The organism is Streptomyces sp. NPDC020958, from assembly GCF_055562175.1.
In genome coordinates, this window is record NZ_JBVHFU010000011.1 from 184,798 (window position 1) to 202,675 (window position 17,878).

Here is a 17,878-nt window from a genome sequence, read left to right on the forward strand (position 1 = left end):
CTTGATGACCGGGTCGTACCGCTGCGGTCTCCCGATAGGCTCGCGGCGATGACTTCACTCACCGACCCGACCACCGTGGCCGCCACACTGCGCGCGGCCGGCTGCGTCTTCGCCGAGGACGAGGCGGACCTGATCCTCGCCACCGCCCGCACTCCGCAGGAACTCGCCGCGATGGTGGCGCGGCGGGCCGCCGGAGAGCCGCTCGAACACGTCCTCGGCTGGGCCGGGTTCCACGGACTGCGCGTCCAGGTGGAGCCGGGCGTGTTCGTGCCCCGCCGCCGTACCGAGTTCCTGGTCGACCAGGCCCTGGCGCAGGTCCCCGGCGCCACCGTCGTGGTGGATCTGTGCTGTGGCTCCGGCGCCGTCGGCGCGGCCCTCGCCGCCGCCCTCGGCGACGTCGAACTGCACGCCGCCGACATCGACCCGGCCGCGGTCGGTTGCGCCCGCCGCAACATCGCCCCCTACGGCGGCCACGCCCACTCCGGCGACCTGTACGACGCCCTGCCCGCCGGCCTGCGTGGCCGCATCGGCATCCTCGCGGCCAACGTGCCCTACGTCCCCAGTGCGGAGGTCGGGCTGCTGCCCGCCGAGGCCCGCGACCACGAGCCGCTGGTCGCCCTCGACGGCGGCGGCGACGGCCTCGACGTGCTGCGCAGGGTCGTCGCGGGGGCCGCCGAGTGGCTGGCGCCGGGCGGCTGCGTCCTCGTCGAGACGAGCGAACGCCAGGCCGACACCGCCGTCGACACCTTCACCCGCGCCGGCCTGACCACCCGCCTCGCGGTGTCGGAGGAGCTGGGCGCCAACGTCGTGATCGGCGTCCGCGACCAGCCTCCCTTCCAGCAGAACGCGCGGTGACGCCGGGCGCGGGATCAAGGGTGCCGCGCATGCCACCGCGGCCTCTGCCCAGGAAGTCGCCCGAGAACGTGGCCGAAGCGGTCGGCTTGCCGTCGTTCCCGCACTCGTGACGTCCGAGCCGAACCAGCCGTGCCCGGGACCGCGCCCGTCCGGCGCCGACGAGGACGGTGCCGGTGTCCCGGCGGCTGCTGCCAGTCGCTAGGACAGCTCCTGCGCCCGCGCGATGAGGAGCGCCACGTCGTCGTGGTTGTCCTGGTGGTGCAGCTCCCGCAGCAGCAGGTCGCAGGCCTCCTCCAGTGGGCGGCCGGGATCGTCCAGCAGGGCCAGCAGCGCGTCCAGCCGTTCGTCCAGCGCATGGCTGCGGGTCTCCACCAGGCCGTCGGTGTAGAGCACCAGCTCGTCGCCGGGCTGGAAGTCCACGGTGGTGGTGGCGAAGGGGATCCCGCCCACGCCCAGCGGGACCCCGGTGGGCAGGTCCAGCAGTTCCGGTGGCCGGCCGGGGCGGACCCGGGCGGGGGGCAGGTGACCGGCGTTGGCGATGCGGACCTGCCGCCGCCGCGGGTCGTGCACGGCGTACACGCAGGTCGCGATGGAGTGGTCCAGGCCTGAGGTGGTCTTGTCCAGGTGCTCCAGGAGCACCGCCGGATCCAGGCCGAGCGAGGCCAGGGTGGTGGTCGCGGTACGCAGCCGGCCCATGGTCGCGGCCGCGTTGATGCCGCTGCCCATCACGTCCCCCACCACGAGCGCCGTCCGGCCGCCCTCCAGCGGGATCACGTCGAACCAGTCACCGCCCACCTCGACGGTCGCGCCCGCGGGCTGGTAGCGGGAGGCGACCTCCAGGCCGGTGGTGACCCGGGGATGGGTGGGCAGCAGGCTGCGCTGGAGGGTCAGCGCGGTGGTGCGGGCGTTCTGGTACCAGCGGGCGTTGTCGATCTGCACCGCCGCCCGCGCCGCCAGCTCCCGCGCCAGCAGCAGGTCGTCGTCGTCGAAGGGCGCCGGATTGCGGGTCCGCCGCAGGTCGAGGGCGCCCAGCACCTCACCGCGGGCGATCAGCGGCACCACCAGGTACGAGTGCACCCCGGCCCGGCGCAGCAGGTCGGCCGCCTCGGCCGAGCGGGCGATCCGCGGCAGGTCCTCGTCCCCGACCCGCGGCACGACGACGGCCTCCCCGGTCCGTACGCACTCGGTGATCAGCCGGTCCGGCGCGTACGGGGCGACGGTGCCCGGCGTCTCGGTGGCCCGCACCGCCTCGGTCTCCCGCTCCGCGCGCACGGCGAGCGAGCGGAGCACCGCGGGCTCGGCGGGGCCGAGCGTGCTGCGCCGCCCCTCGACGACCATGTCCAGCAGATCCACCGCCGCCACGTCCGCCAGCTCCGGCACGGCCACGTCGGCCAGTTCACGGGCGGTGCGCTCCAGGTCCAGGGTGGTGCCGATCCGGGCCGAGGCATCCGCGATCACGGCCAGCCGCCGGCGCGCGTTCTCGGCCTCCACCCCGGCCCGGTACGGCTGGGTGATGTCCACCACCGACGTCGCCACGCCCAGCACGTTGCCCAGCGCGTCGTCCAGCCGGTAGACCGAGACCGACCAGATGTGCTCCTCGTCGGGGTCGGCCGGAGTGCGCCCCACCGTCGCTTCGTCGACGACCGGGTCGCCGGTCCGCAGCACCCGCAGGTAGGCCGACTCCAGCTCGTCGGCGTCCAGGGAGGGCAGCACCTCGCGGATCGACCGCCCCACGTGGTCCCCGGCCGGGACGCCGTTCATCCGTTCCATCGCCGGGTTGACCGACACGAACCGCAGGTTCGTGTCGAGGACGGCCAGTCCGATCGGCGACTGCTTCACGATCCGTTCGGACAGCGCGACGTCCTGTTCCAGCCGGCGAACCGTCGACTGGTCGGCGGCCAGCCCCAGTGCGAAGACGTCTCCGTGGTCGTCCATGAGACGCATGTTGCGGAACTCCACCACATGGGTGGTGCCGTCCTTGTGCCGGATGGGGAAGCCGCCGGCCCAGCTCTGCCCGGTGCGCATCACTTCGGCGAACAGCTTGCCGACCAGCTCGATGTGATGCTCGTGCACCATCAGGCGGGCCGCGTACTGCCCGAGCGCCTCGGCGGCCGGATAGCCGAACAACTCCTCCGCCTGCGGGCTCCACAGCACGATGCGGCCCGCGGCGTCCAGCACGACGGACGCCACGCCCAGGACGTCCAGGAGCCCGCCCGGCCGCACGGGGCCGCGCGCGGACTCCGCACCCCCGGGAGCCGGGGCATCGGCTGGACTCATCGCACGCACCGCCTTCGCACCTTCGTACGGCACGTCGTCCCCCGTGCCGACTCCCCCTGTTCTGTTCCGCTCACACCCGACTCTCCGCCGTCACCACCGACTCTTCCACCATCTCCCGACATCTGGCCGCCGTCACGGCGAGGTGACCACCGGGGCGACAGGGGCGCACGTTCAAGCGGATGGTGCAGTCCCCGAAAATCGGTGCTTTTCTGTTGGCATGGCGCGGTTCGCGGGGGAACCCGTGACACCGCGCCATTGTCATGAGAGGAGCGTTCACGATGGGCCCTGAGCGACTGCACGAGGAAGCCGTCTCCCTTGAGATCAGCGGATGCAGCAAGGAGGACGCCCGGATCGTCTTCGACGCGCTGTGCCAGTGCTTCGAGTCCGACCGGGACGCCGAGGACGTGCCGCAGCAGTTGCACGAGAGCCGCCCGATGGTGTGGCTCGGCACGTTCGAGGTCACCGACGCCCACGGGTGCACCCCGCCGCCGCGGCTCTCCGCCTCGGTCGAGGCGGACGCGCAGGGCGGCTACTGGGCGATCGAACGGCTCCGCACCACCCTCGACTCCCTGTTCGCGGTGCGCGACCTCGCCACCGCCTCGGGCGACCAGGAGCGGGAGCTGCACGTCCTGCTCGAAAGCAGGTGACCGGTGATCTGAGACACGTCACCCCGGAGCCTTTGTGCAACTAGTTGCATAAACCGTGTGCGGTCCTCTAGAACTACGGAGACGACACCGTGCACGGAGGGCCCGATGAGCCGTTACCCCCATCTGCTGGAACCCCTCGACCTGGGATTCACCACCCTGCCCAACCGCGTGCTCATGGGCTCCATGCACGTGGGCCTGGAGGAGGCCGAGCGCGGCTTCGAGCGGATGGCGGCGTTCTACGCGGCCCGGGCCCGCGGGGGAGTGGGGCTGATCGTCACCGGCGGCATCGCCCCCAACGACGAGGGGCGCCCCGGCGAGGGCGGCGCCAGGCTCACCACGGAGGCGGAGGCCGAGCAGCACCGCACCGTCACCGAGGCCGTGCACCGCGAGGGCGGCCGGATCGCGATGCAGATCCTGCACTTCGGCCGCTACGCCTACCACCCGGACCTGGTCGCCCCCAGTCCGCTGCAGGCGCCGATCAGCCCCTTCCCGCCCCGCGAGCTGACCGACGAGGACGTCGAGCGGACCATCGACGACTACGCCCGCGCCGCCCGCCTCGCCCGGTGGGCCGGCTACGACGGCGTCGAGATCATGGGCTCCGAGGGCTACCTCATCAACGAGTTCATCGCCGCCCGGACCAACCGGCGCACCGACCGCTGGGGCGGCTCGTACGAGAACCGGATGCGGTTCCCCGTCGAGATCGTCCGCCGGGTGCGCGAGGCCGTCGGCGACGACTTCATCGTCATCTACCGGCTCTCGATGCTGGACCTGGTGCCCGGCGGCTCCTCCCTCGACGAGGTGATCACCCTCGCCAGGGCCGTCGAGGCGGCCGGCGCGACCATCATCAACACCGGCATCGGCTGGCACGAGGCCCGCATCCCCACCATCGCCACCTCGGTGCCGCGCGGCGCCTACACCTGGGTCACCCGGAAGCTGATGGGCGAGGTGTCCGTCCCGCTGGTGACCACCAACCGCATCAACACCCCGGAGGTCGCCGAGGAGCTGCTCGCCGGGGGCTGTGCGGACATGGTCTCCGTGGCCCGCCCGATGCTCGCCGACCCCGACTTCGTCGCCAAGGCCGCCGCCGGCACCCCGGAGGCCATCAACACCTGCATCGGCTGCAACCAGGCCTGCCTCGACCACACCTTCAGCGGGAAGATCACCTCCTGCCTGGTCAACCCGCGCGCCTGCCACGAGACCGAGCTGGTGCTCGCCCCCACGCGGACGAAGAAGCGGGTCGCGGTGGTCGGCGCCGGCCCGGCGGGACTCGCCTGCGCCGTGTCCGCCGCCGAACGCGGCCACAGTGTCACCCTCTTCGAGGCGGCCGCGGAGATCGGCGGCCAGCTGAACGTGGCCCGCAAGGTCCCGGGCAAGCAGGAGTTCGACGAGACCCTCCGCTACTTCCGCCACCAGCTCGACGCCCACGGGGTCGACGTACGCCTGAACACCACCGTCGCACCCGAGGACGTCGCCGGCTACGACGAGGTCGTGGTCGCCACCGGCGTCCGCCCGCGCACCCCCGACATCCCCGGCGTCGACCACCCCAGCGTCGTCGGTTACCTCGACGTGCTGCGCGACGGCGCCCCCGTCGGCGACCGGGTCGCGATCCTCGGCGCCGGCGGCATCGGCTTCGACGTCGCCGAGTACCTGACCGACGGCGGCGACAAGGCGAGCGAGGACCCGGCAACGTACTTCAGGCTCTGGGGCGTCGACATGGAGTACCGGGAGCCCGGCGGTCTCGCCGTGCCCGAGCGTCCCGTGCCGCCGCGCACCGTCCACCTGCTCCAGCGCAAGGCCGACAAGGTCGGCGCGGGCCTCGGCAAGACCACCGGCTGGATCCACCGCACCGAACTCAGGCACCGGGGCGTCACCATGGTCCCGGGCGTGCAGTACGACCTGATCGACGACGCCGGGCTGCATGTCACCGTCGCCGGGGAGCGCACCGTCCTGGAGGTCGACACCGTCGTGCTCTGCACCGGGCAGGAACCGCGCCGCGACCTCTACGAGGAACTGGTCGCCGCGGGCGTCCGCGCGCACCTCATCGGCGGTGCCGACGTCGCCGCCGAACTGGACGCCAAGCGGGCCGTGAAGCAGGGCACCGAGCTGGCGGCCGCCCTCTAGGGCCCTTCTGACGGCTCTCCATCAGAAGGGCCCTGGCCCCGTCCCTAGGATGAGCCCATGTCACTCCCGCACGCGATCCTCACCGCCCTGCTCGAGAAGCCGTCGTCGGGGCTCGAACTGACGCGCAGGTTCGACAAGTCGATCGGGTACTTCTGGTCGGCCACGCACCAGCAGATCTATCGCGAACTGGGAAAACTGGAGGCCGAGGGCCACATCCGCACCCTGCCGGCCGAGCAGCCGGCCCGCGGGCAGAAGAAGAGCTACGAGGTCCTGCCCGCGGGCCGCGCCGAACTGGCCCGGTGGACCGCCGCGGCCCAGGACCCCAAGCCGGTCCGGGACGTCATGCTGCTGCGCCTGCGCGCGGCGGCGGTGGTCGGCACGGCCGGCCTGGAAACCGACCTGCGTCGTCATCTGGCGCTGCATCAGCGGCAGTTGGCGGAGTACGAGGAGATCGAGCGGCGCGACTTCCCGCCGGGCAAGGACAGCCCGGAGGACCGGCTGCGGCACCTGGTGCTGCGGGCCGGCATCGACCTGGAGACCTTCTGGACGCAGTGGCTCACCCGCGCGGTCGGGGAGTTCGGCGAACTCCCCGACCGCTGAGCCGCGTCAGAGCCGGTACGGCTTCGAGCGCTTGCGCAGGTACCAGCCCGTGGCGATGACGCCCGAGCCGACCAGAGCCACTCCGATGCCCAGCGTCAGCGGGCCGTAGTCGCGCGCGGCGCCGCCCAGACCGCCCATCACGCCCCGGGAGGGCGCGGCCGACCTGGTGGTGGAGGATGTCGTGGGCGCGGCGGGCGCCGAGACGATCACCGACTGGTTGCCCGCCGTACCGCCGTTGGAGCAGACGACGACCACCGTGTAGGTGCCCGGCGACACGCCGGACCAGGCGGCCGACTGGCTCACCGTGGTCCCCGCCAGGGCCACCTGGCGCCCCTGCGCGAACGAACTCTGACTGCTGTTGAGCAGCGAGGCGTTGCCCCAGCTGCCGTTGTTCTGGGTACAGGCGCTGGTGACCACCGAGACCGTGGTCCCGCTGGTGCTCACCGAGATGCCGGAGACGGCGGCGGACGGCCCCGCGAGCCAGGCCGGGAGCGCGGCGGCGGCCGCCAGGGTCAGGCCGGAGCGGAGGAGGAGTCGGGTAGTGCGCATGGGCTGCCCTCCGGCGGCACGGTTGGCGGAACGTCCCTGTGCGCCGCCGAGGGTCGGGGAACTCCCGTGCTGCCTCGGACTCAGCGAAAGCCGCCCCGGTCCGCCCCGCACGCGCAGACGCCCGGTCAGGTGATCTCTTCATCCGTCCGGCCCAGGCCGGAATGCGGGTCAGGCGCCCGTCGTCACCGACCGCACCGCCGACCAGTCGCCCCAGGTGCCGTCCGGGAGCCGCGCCCGCAACCGCACCCGGTGCCCGGCCCCGCGCTCCCGCCCCACCCAGAAACTGTAGGTCGAGCGGCCCTTCGGCGGGGTCCCGCCCCACACCAGCGAGGTGGTCGTCCCCGCGTCGAGACGTACCTGGTACTCCGTGACCACCCCGCCGACGTGTGGTGGGTCCCAGGCCAGATCGAGGTAGTACGCCCCGCCCTCCTCGTGCGTCCCGGCGGTGAACCCGGTCGGCGCGGTGTCCCGGCCGTCGTCGCCGCCCGGCGTGGTCAGGCGCACCGTGGCGCTCGCGGGCGAGATGTTGTCGGCCGCGTCCCGGGCCCGGACCGTGAACACATAGCGGCTGCCCGGACGCAGTCCCGTGACCACGGTCGCGGTCTGGTTCCCGCCCACGCTGTGGATCTTCACATCGCCCTGGTAGATGTCGTACGACGACACCGCCCGGTCGTCCGTCGAGGCACCCCAGGACAGCTGCGCCGCTCGGCTGCCCACGGCGCGTCCGCCCGGCCGCAGCGGGCGGGTCGGCGCCGACCGGTCCGCCGCGACCGACGCCGCCGTGGTCGCCCGCACCTCGGGGCTGCGCGGGCCGAGGCTGCCGTCGGCGCCCTGGGCCCGCACGGTGAACACGTACCCGGTGGACGGCCTGAGCCTGGTGACGTCCACCATGTGCTGCGCCCCCGGTACCTCCGCCACCTCGGTGGTGCCGCGGTACACCCGGTAGACGCGGACCCCCGAACCGTCCGGGAGCGCGTTCCACATGACGTGCACACTGGTGGCGCTCCCGGCCACCGCCGTCACCCCGCCCGGGGCGCCGGGCAGCCCGACGCTGTCACCGTCGGCGGCCCCGCCCCGGCCGCAGGACGTCACCCCCAGCAGGGCGCAGACCACGACGACACGGCGCACGGTTCCGCCTCCCGGGACGGCAGCACGGCAATGGTCCGGACCAATATGGCCCGCCCGGGACGCCGTCGGCAAGAGGCCCGTATTGCCCACGGGCGGGTGGGGTTACGTATGCTGAGCACACTGCGGCCGAACTTCCCGCGTGAGCAGGTCAGTTCGCGCCCGTGGCGCGGAACGCTGTCGTCGCTGATGCCGCGCCGACGCGGGTGGCCGGGGCCGCCTGGGCCGACACCGGTTCAGGCGGCCCCGGCCCCTGACGGATTCTCACGGGGTGTCAGTTCGTTGCTCCGTACGGCCCTGTAAGGCCCGCACCTGCTGGCCCGGGCGCCGGGACCCCCTCAGATTGGACCGGTTGACTCCATGTCCCCCACGGAGAGGGTCCCTCATCGTGCGTGTCCAGACGCTGACGCTGGCCGCGGCCGGCGCCGCCCTGCTCACCCCGACCACGCTGCCCACCCCCGCCGCCTCGCTCACCGTCCACGGCGACCGGCACCGGATCACCGCCACCGATCTGCTGGCCCGGGTGCGTGACTGCACCCAGGTGTCCAGGGGCCGCTACCGCACGGACGCCGGTACCGCCGCCACCGTCCCCGTATGCGGCACCGACCGGGCCGTCTTCTGGAAGGCCGACCTCGACATCGACTGCGACGGCCGGGTCACCGCCCACTGCAACCGCGCCGCCGATCCCGCGTTCTCCGCCGCCACCGCCTTCCAGCAGTCCGACGGCCGCCATCTGAACGCGGAGAAACTCCCCTACGTCGTCGTGCCCGGCCCCAGCCGCCGCTGGGACCCCCGGGCGTACGGCATCCGGGGCGGGGCGGTCGCCGCGGTGATCTACAAGGGACGGGTGCAGTACGCCGTCGTCGGCGACACGGGACCGCGCGACATCATCGGTGAGGCGTCGTACGCCACCGCCAAGGGGCTGGAGATGAACGCCGACCCGCGGTCCGGCGGGGTCTCCTCCGGCGTGACGTACATCGTCTTCCGGGACTCGGAGATCAGCCCCATCGAGAACCGCGAGACGGCGGAGGCGGAGGGGGAGCGCCTGGCCGCTCAGTTCACCGACGGAGGCTGAGCCGCCGGGCGCGGGCGCCTCCCGCCCGGTGTTCCGGTGCCGGGGTCAGACGGCCGCCCAGCCGTTGTCCACCGGCAGGATCGCGCCGTTGATGCTGCTCGCCGCGTCCGAGGCGAGGAAGACGATCGCCGCCGCCTGCTCCTCGGGCTCGGAGACCTGGCCCACGTTGCCGAAATAGGGCCCGAGAGCGGCCGGACCGTGGGCGCCCTCCTCCAGGTCCAGCCGGATCCCGGTCCTGGTGCCGCCCGGCGCGATCGCGTTGGCCCGGATGCCCTGGTTGCGGTACATCACGGCCAGGTTCTTGGTGAGGCCGACGACGCCGTGCTTCGAGGCCGTGTAGGCGGCGCCCGCCGCGCTGCCCCGCAGGCCGGCCTCGGAGGCGGTGTTGACGATCGCCCCCCGGCCCGCCGCCAGCATGTGCGGCAGCACGGCCCGGGTGAGCAGGAACGGGGCGGTGAGGTTGACCCGTATCACCCGCTCCCACTCGGCGTCGCCGACGTCCGCCAGGGCCGACATGCGGTCCATGATCCCGGCGTTGTTCACCAGCACGTCCACCCCGCCGAAGCGCGCCACGGCGGTCGCGACCACCTCGTCCACCACGGACTGCTCGCTGAGGTCGCCGGTGACGGCCACCGCCGTGCCGCCCGCCTCCTCGATCTCCCGGACCGCCGCGAGCGCGCCCTCGGCGTTCAGGTCGGCGACCAGGACCCGGGCACCCTTCCTCGCGAAGGCCAGGGCGGCGGCCCGGCCGATCCCCGATCCCGCGCCGGTGACGATGACGCCGCGCCCGTCGAGTCCGTCGGCCATGTGATGCCCCTCTCGGGTGTGTCAAGGGCGCTCGGCGCCCGGTGTCGCCCCCACCCTACGACTTAATGTCGCCCAGTGACATAAAATCATGGCCGAAAACTTCCGCCGCTCCCGTTCCTCGGAGAGAATTCCGGGGACCAGGCACCGGAACCGGAGGGGCAGATGACCACAGCAGGGGGACGCACGGGACGGCCGCCCCTGACCGAGGAGCGCAAGGCCGAGATCAGACTGGAGATCGCCCGCGCCGCGGTGGACCTGTTCGTCGCCCAGGGCGTGACCGCGACCACGGGCGAGCAGATCGGCCAGGCGGTCGGGGTCTCGGCGCGCACGGTGTGGCGCTACTTCCCGAGCAAGGAGGCCTGTGTACGACCGCTGTTCGCGGCCGGTATCGAGGTGGTCGCCGACGGCCTGCGCGCCTGGCGGCCCGGCCGCCCGCTGGCGGAGGCCTTCGAGAGCGCCGTGGGCGGCGACAACCGGCTGGTGCGGGGCCCCGACCGGGCCACCGTCGGCGCCCTGGTCCGGCTGACCCGGACCGAGCCGGGCCTGCGCGCGGAATGGCTCCAGACCTACGACGAGGCCGAACCGGCGTTCGCCCGGGCCCTCGCGGCGCGCGCCGGGCTGCCCGCCGACGATCTGCGGCCCGCCATCCAGGCCGCGATGTTCAACGCGGCCCTGCGCGCGGCCGTCGAACACCACGCGTGGCGCGCGGCCGACGGGACGGCCGACCCCGCCACGGCGGAGGCCGAACTCATGGAGACCATGCGCTCGGCCCTCGCCGTCGTGGCGGACGGCCTGTCCTAGGACCCTTCTGAGGGACCTCCGCGGCGTCGCGACGCCCGGCAGAAGGGGCCTGGGGCCGGCTGCGAAAGCCACGGGCGGCCCGCCCGCTTCCGGGGTGCTCAGACCTTGCGGTAGGTGTACGCCTCGGCGGCCGCGGCCTCAACGGCGTCGAGGTCGGCCCCGGTGGCCGCCGTGACGACCGCGGCGACCGCGCCCTCCACGAACGGGGCGTCCACCAGGCGGGCGCCGTCCGGGAGTTCGTCGCCCTCGGCGAGCAGCGCCTTCACGGTCAGCACCGCGCTGCCCAGATCGGTCAGGACGGCCACCCCCGCACCCCGGTCCACGGACAGGGCGGCGGCCGCGATCAGCTCGGCACTGGTGCCGAGCCCGCCGCCCTCGGTGCCACCGGCCGCGGCGACCGGTACCTCGACGGCACCGCCCGCCAGCCCCTTGGCCAGTTCCGCCACGGAAGCCGCCACCTCGGCGCTGTGCGACACCAGCACGATCCCCACCAGCTTGCCGTCACTCACCGGCCGCCTCCTCGAGCGCGGCGACGAGCAGTGCCGACGAGGTGGCACCCGGGTCCTGGTGACCGATGCTGCGCTCCCCGAGGTAACTGGCCCGGCCCTTGCGCGCCTGCAGCGGAGTCGTCGCCACGGCACCCTCCTCGGCCGCGGCCCGCGCCGCACCGAAGCCGTCCGCGAGCGCGTCGACGGCCGGTACCAGGGCGTCGATCATCGTCTTGTCCCCCGGAGCGGCCCCGCCCAGCGCCATCACCTTGTCCACCCCCGCCCGCAGGGCCTCGCCGAACTGCGCCTCACTGACCTCGGCCGCGTCGCCGAGCGCCTTGCCGGTGCTGCGCAGCAGCGTGCCGTACAGCGGTCCGGACGCGCCGCCCACCGTCGAGATCAGCTGCCGCCCGGCGAGCGTGAGCACGGCACCCGGAGTGCCGGGCGAGTCCTTCTCCAGCGCGGCCACCACCGCCCTGAACCCGCGCTGGAGGTTGCTGCCGTGGTCGGCGTCCCCGATCGGCGAGTCGAGGGCGGTGAGCCGCTCGGCCTCACGGTCGACGGACGCGGCGGTCGCCGCCATCCAGCGGCGGAAGAAATCGGCGTCGAGCACGGAATCTCCTTGCGTGCGGTACGTGCGATACGGATGCGGGTCGGTTCCGGTGCTCGCTCACATCCCCCAGCGCAGGGCCGGCGTGCGCACCGGCGCCTCCCACAGCCGCAGCAGGTCCTCGTCGACCTGGCAGAGGGTGATCGACGCACCGGCCATGTCCAGGGAGGTGACGTAGTTGCCGACGAGGGTGTGCGCCACGCTCACACCGCGCTCGGCGAGCACCCGCTGCACCTCGGCGTTGAACCCGTACAGCTCCAGGAGCGGGGTCGCACCCATGCCGTTGACCAGTACGAGCACCGGCCGGCGCGGGGTCATGTCCTCCAGGATGGCGTTGACCGCGAAGTCGGCGATCTCGCCGGAGGTCATCATGGCCCGCCGCTCCCGGCCCGGTTCGCCGTGGATGCCGATGCCCAACTCCAGCTCGCCCGGCGGCAGGTCGAAGGTCGGGGTGCCCTTGGCCGGGGTGGTGCAGGCGCTCAGCGCGACGCCGAAACTGCGGGAGTTCTCGTTCACCTGGCGCCCGATGGACTCCACCTGCTCCAGCGGCTGTCCCTCGGCAGCGGCGGCACCGGCGATCTTCTCCACGAACAGGGTCGCGCCGGTGCCCCGCCGGCCGGCGGTGTAGAGGCTGTCGGTGACCGCCACGTCGTCGTTGACGAGCACCTTCGCGACCTGGATGCCCTCGTCCTCGGCGAGCTCGGCGGCCATGTCGAAATTGAGCACGTCACCGGTGTAGTTCTTCACGATGAACAGCACCCCGGCCCCGCTGTCCACGGCCGCGGCGGCCCGGGCCATCTGGTCCGGCACCGGGGACGTGAACACCTCACCGGGGCAGGCCGCCGACAGCATCCCGGGACCGACGAACCCGCCGTGCAGGGGTTCGTGCCCGGATCCCCCGCCCGAGACCAGCGCCACCTGCCCGGCGACGGGCGCGTCCCGCCGCACGATCACCCGGTTCTCCACGTCCACGGCGAGATCGGGATGCGCCGCCGCGATACCCCGCAGCGCGTCCGCCACCACGGTCTCCGGAACGTTGATGAGCATCTTCACGGGTTCCTCCTGGCGATGTTAACAGTGGGCCTCTGATGTAAGTCCTTGCTGGTCAGGACGGGTGCAGCCGATTTTCGACCTCGGCGGTCCAGCGCGGCTGGAAGCGGGTCCTGGCGGTCCTGGTGCTGACTTTCCTGATGAGGTGTCAGGTATCCGTTGGTGATCGGTGGCCGGGCGGTCAAAATCCTGCTGTGGGCAGTATCGACCTTGCAGCAGCGAAGGTCACGCCGAGGGGAGCGGATGGCCCGCGAACGACTTCGGAGGTCGTCGGCCGGTCGCAGCTCGGGGTCGGCACGGCGGGGTATTACGGTGGGACACGAGGGCCTCCTGCGGTCGGGCGTAGATGTCGCAATCCACACCGAACCCAGAAGGCCCTCACCTGTTCAAGCACCCAGCACGCGTGTCACCAACGTCCCGGGACAGCACACCTGGCCCTCTCCGGTGAGGGGCCCGGCGGGTTCGCGGCGCGGCGGGGACTTGAGCGGTCAGTGAGCGGCGGCGGGCTCGGTCTTCTTGCGGGCGCGGTAGGCGGCGGCCTTGATCTTGTTGCCGCAGGACTCCATGCCGCACCATTGGCGCCGCATCCCGCGGGAGCGGTCGATGTAGACACGCGTGCACTCGGGGTTGCCGCACTCCTTCATCAGGGGGACGTCCGGGCCGCTGAGCAGTTCGACGGCCTGCCGGGCGACGGTCGCCAGCGCCTGCTCGGGGGTCGCCTCGGTGAGCCGGCCGCTCTCGGTGAGCTGGGGCGTTACCGGGCTCTTGCGGGCGGCGGCGTTGACCGTCTTGAGCGCCTCGGGATCGAAGCGCTCGCCGAGGCGGCGGTCGGTGACGAGCCGGTAGACCGCCTCGCGTACGGCGGTCGCCTCCCGGACGTCGTCCTCCTCGGCCTGCATGATCGTGTCGACCAGCCCGGACTCCAGGTACCAGGCATTCAGCCGCTCCGGGGTCACGAACATCTCGAACCGGGTCGAGCGCCGGGCCCGGAGCGTGGCTGCGAAGTCGAGCGCGGGGTGGCCGCATACGAACACGTGGTTAAGATTCACGTCACCATCTTGACAGGTGACTCCAGGCGAAGCAAGCGTTCGTCACCGCTCCAGGTGGTGCGCGGTCGTGGGGCGTGCGCGGAATCGTACGGCGGTGCGGTGGGTGTTACGAAGGCGCCAGCCGCAGTTCGCGGCCCTGCCGTCGTCGGCGCAGCCAGCGGTCGTGGCTCGCCATGACGATCGCGCCGGGGCCGGGGCCCAGCGCGGCCTCCAGTTCGTCGCACAGGGCGGGGGAGAGGTGGTTGGTGGGCTCGTCGAGCAGGAGCAGACGCAGGTGTGAGGGGGCAGGATCCTTCCCAGGCAGAAACCTGGCTCTCCCGGCCGGGGCCGGCCGGACGCATGGTGGGTGTGTGCCCGGCCCGGACGGTGCGGACACCGAGCCGACCGACCGGTGCGGCGGCCCCCGGACTTCAGCGTCACCCAAAGGAGAGTTCCCCCATGCCCAGGACCCGTGTCACCTTCGACAGCGCCGGTATCGAGATCGCCGGTCACCTCTACCTCCCCGACACCGCGGCACCCGGCCCGCGGCCCGCGATCGTGATCGGTCACCCAGGCAGCGGTGTCAAGGAGCAGACGGCCGGTCTGTACGCCGGCCGGCTGGCCGAACAGGGCTTCGTCGCGCTCGCCTTCGACTCCGCCTTCCAGGGAGAGTCCGGCGGTCTGCCGCGCGGTCTGGAGGACCCCGCGCACCGGGTCGAGGACCTCAAGGCCGCGGTCTCCTTCCTCACCACACGCGACGAGGTCGACGCCGACCGCATCGGCGCCCTGGGCATCTGCGCCTCCGGCGGCTACGTGCTCACCGCCACCGGAGGCGACCACCGGATCAAGGCGGTGGCCACCGTCAGCGGTGTCGACATCGCCCGCCAGTTCCGCCTCGGTGCCGACGGCACCCAGAACCCCGCCGTCTTCCAGGGCATGCTGGACGCCGCCGCCCAGGCCCGTACCGCCGCCGCCCGGGGCGCGGAGCCGGCGGTCCTGCCGATCTTCCCGGAGACGGCCGAACAGGCCGCGCTCGCCGGCGAGCACGGTGCCGACGGCTTCGACTACTACTGCACGCCCCGCGGGGCGCACGAGCGGTCCGCGAAGTTCTTCGTGTGGGAGAGCGTCGACAGGATGGCCGCCTTCGACGCCTTCCAGGCCGTCCCGCTGATCGGCGACCGTCCGCTGTTGCAGATCGTCGGCACCCGTGCCGTCACCTCGTGGATGGCCGTAGACGTTCACCAGCGTGCCACCGGCCCGAAGGAACTGCGCTGGATCGAGGGCGCGAGCCACGTCGACCTCTATGACAAGAAGGAGTACGTCGACCCGGCCGTCGCGGAGCTCACTGCTTTCTTCACCGCGGGCCTCGGCGCCGGGAAGTGACCCCGCCCACGAAGGCATGACGAAGGGGCCGGCCCCTTCGTGCCGGGGGTCACTTGGCCTGGAGGGGGCCCGCGAAGGACGTGCGCAGGGAGCCGGGGGCGGCGAGGGGGAGCAGGGAGGCGAGCATCCTGCCCTTGAGGGTGGCCGGCTGCCGGGTGAGCTCGACGTCGACGCGGGTGCCGTCGCCCTCGGGGGTCATCCTGAACACCCAGCCGCCGCCGGCGCCGAAGAGCTTGGAGTCGAGGGTGCTGACGGTGACGGTGTCGCCGCCGGGCTGCCATGCGTAGCGGGCCCGCTCCCAGGCGGCGGCGGTGCCCTCGGTGACCTCGGCCCAGGTGTCGTCGAGGTGGTGGACCTCGAAGTGGTCCGCGTCGATGGTGGGCCAGGCTTCGGCGCGAGAAGGGCCGAAGTCGGTCAGCACCCCCAGCACGTCCTTGGGGGCGAGCGTGGAGACGAGGTGGAAGCGTACGACTGCCATGGGATGTGTCCTCACCGAGAAGTAACCGGTCTGGCCGGTGACGAAAGGCTTGCACGCATTCCCGTCACCCGTCAAGCTGGTTACTCCTGAAGGCGGTTCAGGCACCTGTCGGGAAGGTCGCCAGGTCGCGGACCGGCTGGCCGTCGCCCCGCCCTGCCCAGGTGTGACTCGGAGCCTCCGACCAGGTGTCTGCGCCCTGGCAAGCTGAGTGTCATCACCGGCCGCCGCGCAGCTCCGAGGACCGGAGGCGGCGCGCGCCCCCGGCCCGTCCCGCCTGGAGGCGATCATGTCTGCATCCCCCCGTACACCCGCAGACCGGACACCGAGCCACCGTGCCGTCGAGAACCTGATCGCCCGGTACGCCGAGCTGGTGGACGACGGGGACTTCGGCGGAGTCGGCGAACTCCTCGCCGACGCGGTCTTCACGGGCAGCGGCGGCCCGGTGAGCGGACACGACGCGATCGAGAAGATGTTCCGCGACACAGTGATCGTCTACACCGACGGCACCCCGCGGACCCAGCACGTCACCACCAACGTCGCCGTCGAGGTCGACGAGGAGGCGGGCACGGCGGCGGCCCGCTCGTACGTCACCGTGCTTCAGGCCCTTCCCGGACTGCCCCTTCAGGCCATCGCCGGCGGGCGGTACCACGATCGCTTCGAGCGCCGGGACGGTCAGTGGCGGTTCGTGGAGCGACGGGTACGCATCAACCTGGTCGGCGACGTGAGCAGGCACCTCCGCCAGGCGGCCGGGCGGGAGTAGAACAACGGAGGAGCGAGCGGACACCCCACGCCCGTGCTGCTTCCTGGCCCGGCGCACCTCCTTACCGGGATACGCGGCTGTGGCCGTCCGCATGCGCCGCGCGGTCCCTGGCCGTCCTCAGCCAGGGCCGTCTGGTCGTGGGCCTGGGCCTCGGCTGGATGCCCGACGAGTACACAGCGGTCTCGGCCCCTGGAGGGGGTGCGGCGCGCGGCTGGGGCTCAAACCGAGCACCCGGCCCGCACCACCGGGGTGCTGGCCGCATTCACGCCCGGCGGTCCCCGGCGCATCGGGCGGCGGCTGGAGGGCCGGCTGCCGGTGGCGATGCCGCTGCCCCACCTGAGGGGCATGTGGGACGTCGTCCGCAAGGAGGCGGCCGAGGCCTGACGCGACCTGGAGGAGCTGTGAACCGCGCTGTGCGTCAACCCTGAACTGACCGACACCGCGACCGACCTCGGGCGGGCACGCTTCGACCTGGCCGGCCGTTTCCTCTCGGGAGTCCGCCGGGGCTGACGCAGCAGCCTGTTGCCCGCCCGGGCCCCGGAGTGCGTGACCCGAGGCGTGCTGCGCGGGCCGTCGGTGTGTCAGGGGGTCCCGAGGCCGTGCAGCAGGGTGTCCACGACGACGTCCGCGGCCTGTCCCGGGGTCAGCTCCGGCAGTTGGCGGTTCACCAGGTGCATCAGCTGCGGCAGCAGCGCGCTCGCCCATCCCCGCGGCAGATCCCGGCGCAACAGGCCCTCCTCGGTGGCCCGTTCGAGGAACGAGTCGACCTCGCGCACCGAGGCGTCACGGCTGGCGCGGACGGTGTCGTCGGCGAGCATCCGGCTCAGGTCGACCGGCCAGGTGCGGTTCACGCCGATGACGTTCTCCACGTAGCGGTGCAGTGCGACGGCCACGGGCGCCTCCCGTAGCCGGGCGTCCTCAATGGCGTCCTCGACCGCCTTCAGCCTGACTTCGTAGATCGCGGCGAGGAGGTCCTCGCGGGAGGCGAAGCGCCGGTAGACCGTGCGCCGGTCCACTCCCGCCTCGGCGGCGATGCTCGCGATGCTCGCGCCCGGGTCGGCTGCGAGCATGCGCGCCCCGGTGGTCAGGACGGCTTCCAGGTTGCGTGCTGCGTCGGCTCTCACTGGCCTGATAGTAGTGCTCGGATGTGCAACCTGAGACAGCTAGCGCCTCTTCGAGGCGAAACATTGGGAATTAACTGCGTCATTGGAGTCGCAGTTGAGA

20 protein-coding genes are annotated in these 17,878 nt (G+C 72.7%); 9 read left to right on the forward strand and 11 right to left on the reverse strand.

Annotation, left to right across the window (positions count from 1 at the left end):
* Positions 1–48: 48 nt before the first annotated feature.
* On the forward strand, positions 49–855 hold the full coding sequence (locus ACZ3KP_RS28315) for a putative protein N(5)-glutamine methyltransferase (RefSeq protein ID WP_467502686.1): 807 nt from the start codon (positions 49–51) through the stop codon (positions 853–855).
* Positions 856–1,053: 198 nt separating this feature from the next.
* Here the strand turns inward: ACZ3KP_RS28315 and ACZ3KP_RS28320 are convergent, their stop codons facing one another.
* The gene (locus ACZ3KP_RS28320) at positions 1,054–3,132 is read right to left on the reverse strand and encodes a SpoIIE family protein phosphatase (protein ID WP_467502688.1); all 2,079 of its coding nucleotides are present in this window, start codon (positions 3,130–3,132) and stop codon (positions 1,054–1,056) included.
* Between the two features lie 278 nt (positions 3,133–3,410).
* Between ACZ3KP_RS28320 and ACZ3KP_RS28325 the strand changes: the two genes are divergently transcribed.
* From ACZ3KP_RS28325 to ACZ3KP_RS28335, 3 genes are all read left to right on the forward strand, one after another.
* A complete protein-coding gene (locus tag ACZ3KP_RS28325; RefSeq protein WP_467502690.1) occupies positions 3,411–3,779 on the forward strand; it encodes a hypothetical protein in 369 nt (122 codons plus the stop codon).
* Between the two features lie 105 nt (positions 3,780–3,884).
* The gene (locus tag ACZ3KP_RS28330) at positions 3,885–5,900 is read left to right on the forward strand and encodes an NADPH-dependent 2,4-dienoyl-CoA reductase (RefSeq protein WP_467502692.1); all 2,016 of its coding nucleotides are present in this window, start codon (positions 3,885–3,887) and stop codon (positions 5,898–5,900) included.
* Between the two features lie 57 nt (positions 5,901–5,957).
* The gene (locus ACZ3KP_RS28335) at positions 5,958–6,500 is read left to right on the forward strand and encodes a PadR family transcriptional regulator (protein ID WP_467502694.1); all 543 of its coding nucleotides are present in this window, start codon (positions 5,958–5,960) and stop codon (positions 6,498–6,500) included.
* 6 nt (positions 6,501–6,506) lie between these two features.
* Here ACZ3KP_RS28335 and ACZ3KP_RS28340 read toward each other — a convergent pair whose 3' ends face one another.
* Positions 6,507–7,049, reverse strand: coding sequence for a hypothetical protein (locus ACZ3KP_RS28340; RefSeq protein ID WP_467502696.1), 543 nt, complete (start codon positions 7,047–7,049; stop codon positions 6,507–6,509).
* 168 nt (positions 7,050–7,217) lie between these two features.
* Positions 7,218–8,177, reverse strand: coding sequence for a fibronectin type III domain-containing protein (locus ACZ3KP_RS28345; protein WP_467502698.1), 960 nt, complete (start codon positions 8,175–8,177; stop codon positions 7,218–7,220).
* A 385-nt stretch (positions 8,178–8,562) separates the two neighbouring features.
* On the opposite strand from ACZ3KP_RS28345, the gene ACZ3KP_RS28350 reads away from it, so the two are divergent.
* The gene (locus ACZ3KP_RS28350; protein ID WP_467502700.1) at positions 8,563–9,249 is read left to right on the forward strand and encodes a glycoside hydrolase family 75 protein; all 687 of its coding nucleotides are present in this window, start codon (positions 8,563–8,565) and stop codon (positions 9,247–9,249) included.
* Positions 9,250–9,294: 45 nt separating this feature from the next.
* Here the strand turns inward: ACZ3KP_RS28350 and ACZ3KP_RS28355 are convergent, their stop codons facing one another.
* Positions 9,295–10,056 carry an SDR family NAD(P)-dependent oxidoreductase gene (locus ACZ3KP_RS28355; protein WP_467502702.1) on the reverse strand — a complete coding sequence of 254 codons (762 nt, stop codon included), beginning with the start codon at positions 10,054–10,056 and terminating at the stop codon, positions 9,295–9,297.
* 162 nt (positions 10,057–10,218) lie between these two features.
* Between ACZ3KP_RS28355 and ACZ3KP_RS28360 the strand changes: the two genes are divergently transcribed.
* Positions 10,219–10,857, forward strand: a complete 639-nt coding sequence (locus ACZ3KP_RS28360; protein WP_467502703.1) for a TetR/AcrR family transcriptional regulator — start codon at positions 10,219–10,221, stop codon at positions 10,855–10,857.
* Positions 10,858–10,955: 98 nt separating this feature from the next.
* Here the strand turns inward: ACZ3KP_RS28360 and ACZ3KP_RS28365 are convergent, their stop codons facing one another.
* From ACZ3KP_RS28365 to ACZ3KP_RS28385, 5 genes are all read right to left on the reverse strand, one after another.
* Positions 10,956–11,366, reverse strand: a complete 411-nt coding sequence (locus tag ACZ3KP_RS28365; protein ID WP_467502704.1) for a PTS-dependent dihydroxyacetone kinase phosphotransferase subunit DhaM — start codon at positions 11,364–11,366, stop codon at positions 10,956–10,958.
* Positions 11,359–11,958, reverse strand: a complete 600-nt coding sequence (gene dhaL, locus ACZ3KP_RS28370) for a dihydroxyacetone kinase subunit DhaL (protein WP_467502705.1) — start codon at positions 11,956–11,958, stop codon at positions 11,359–11,361. Before dhaL ends, ACZ3KP_RS28365 begins: the two co-directional genes overlap by 8 nt.
* Before the next feature lie 57 nt (positions 11,959–12,015).
* A complete protein-coding gene (gene dhaK / locus ACZ3KP_RS28375) occupies positions 12,016–13,008 on the reverse strand; it encodes a dihydroxyacetone kinase subunit DhaK (protein WP_467502706.1) in 993 nt (330 codons plus the stop codon).
* Positions 13,009–13,493: 485 nt separating this feature from the next.
* A complete protein-coding gene (locus ACZ3KP_RS28380; protein WP_467502707.1) occupies positions 13,494–14,054 on the reverse strand; it encodes a CGNR zinc finger domain-containing protein in 561 nt (186 codons plus the stop codon).
* A gap of 106 nt (positions 14,055–14,160) precedes the next feature.
* Positions 14,161–14,478, reverse strand: a complete 318-nt coding sequence (locus ACZ3KP_RS28385) for a hypothetical protein (RefSeq protein ID WP_467502837.1) — start codon at positions 14,476–14,478, stop codon at positions 14,161–14,163.
* Between the two features lie 14 nt (positions 14,479–14,492).
* Between ACZ3KP_RS28385 and ACZ3KP_RS28390 the strand changes: the two genes are divergently transcribed.
* Complete coding sequence (locus tag ACZ3KP_RS28390) at positions 14,493–15,416, forward strand: alpha/beta hydrolase (protein ID WP_467502709.1); 924 nt, start codon at positions 14,493–14,495, stop codon at positions 15,414–15,416.
* Positions 15,417–15,465: 49 nt separating this feature from the next.
* On the opposite strand, the gene ACZ3KP_RS28395 is transcribed toward ACZ3KP_RS28390, so the two are convergent.
* Positions 15,466–15,894 carry an SRPBCC family protein gene (locus tag ACZ3KP_RS28395; protein WP_467502711.1) on the reverse strand — a complete coding sequence of 143 codons (429 nt, stop codon included), beginning with the start codon at positions 15,892–15,894 and terminating at the stop codon, positions 15,466–15,468.
* A 286-nt stretch (positions 15,895–16,180) separates the two neighbouring features.
* On the opposite strand from ACZ3KP_RS28395, the gene ACZ3KP_RS28400 reads away from it, so the two are divergent.
* Together ACZ3KP_RS28400 and ACZ3KP_RS28405 are read left to right on the forward strand one after the other, a co-directional pair.
* Positions 16,181–16,654 carry a nuclear transport factor 2 family protein gene (locus ACZ3KP_RS28400; protein WP_467502713.1) on the forward strand — a complete coding sequence of 158 codons (474 nt, stop codon included), beginning with the start codon at positions 16,181–16,183 and terminating at the stop codon, positions 16,652–16,654.
* A gap of 249 nt (positions 16,655–16,903) precedes the next feature.
* Complete coding sequence (locus tag ACZ3KP_RS28405; protein WP_467502714.1) at positions 16,904–17,038, forward strand: hypothetical protein; 135 nt, start codon at positions 16,904–16,906, stop codon at positions 17,036–17,038.
* A 197-nt stretch (positions 17,039–17,235) separates the two neighbouring features.
* Here the strand turns inward: ACZ3KP_RS28405 and ACZ3KP_RS28410 are convergent, their stop codons facing one another.
* Positions 17,236–17,724: a TetR/AcrR family transcriptional regulator gene (locus ACZ3KP_RS28410; protein WP_467502831.1), complete on the reverse strand. Its 489-nt coding sequence runs from the start codon at positions 17,722–17,724 to the stop codon at positions 17,236–17,238.
* Positions 17,725–17,878 lie beyond the last annotated feature (154 nt).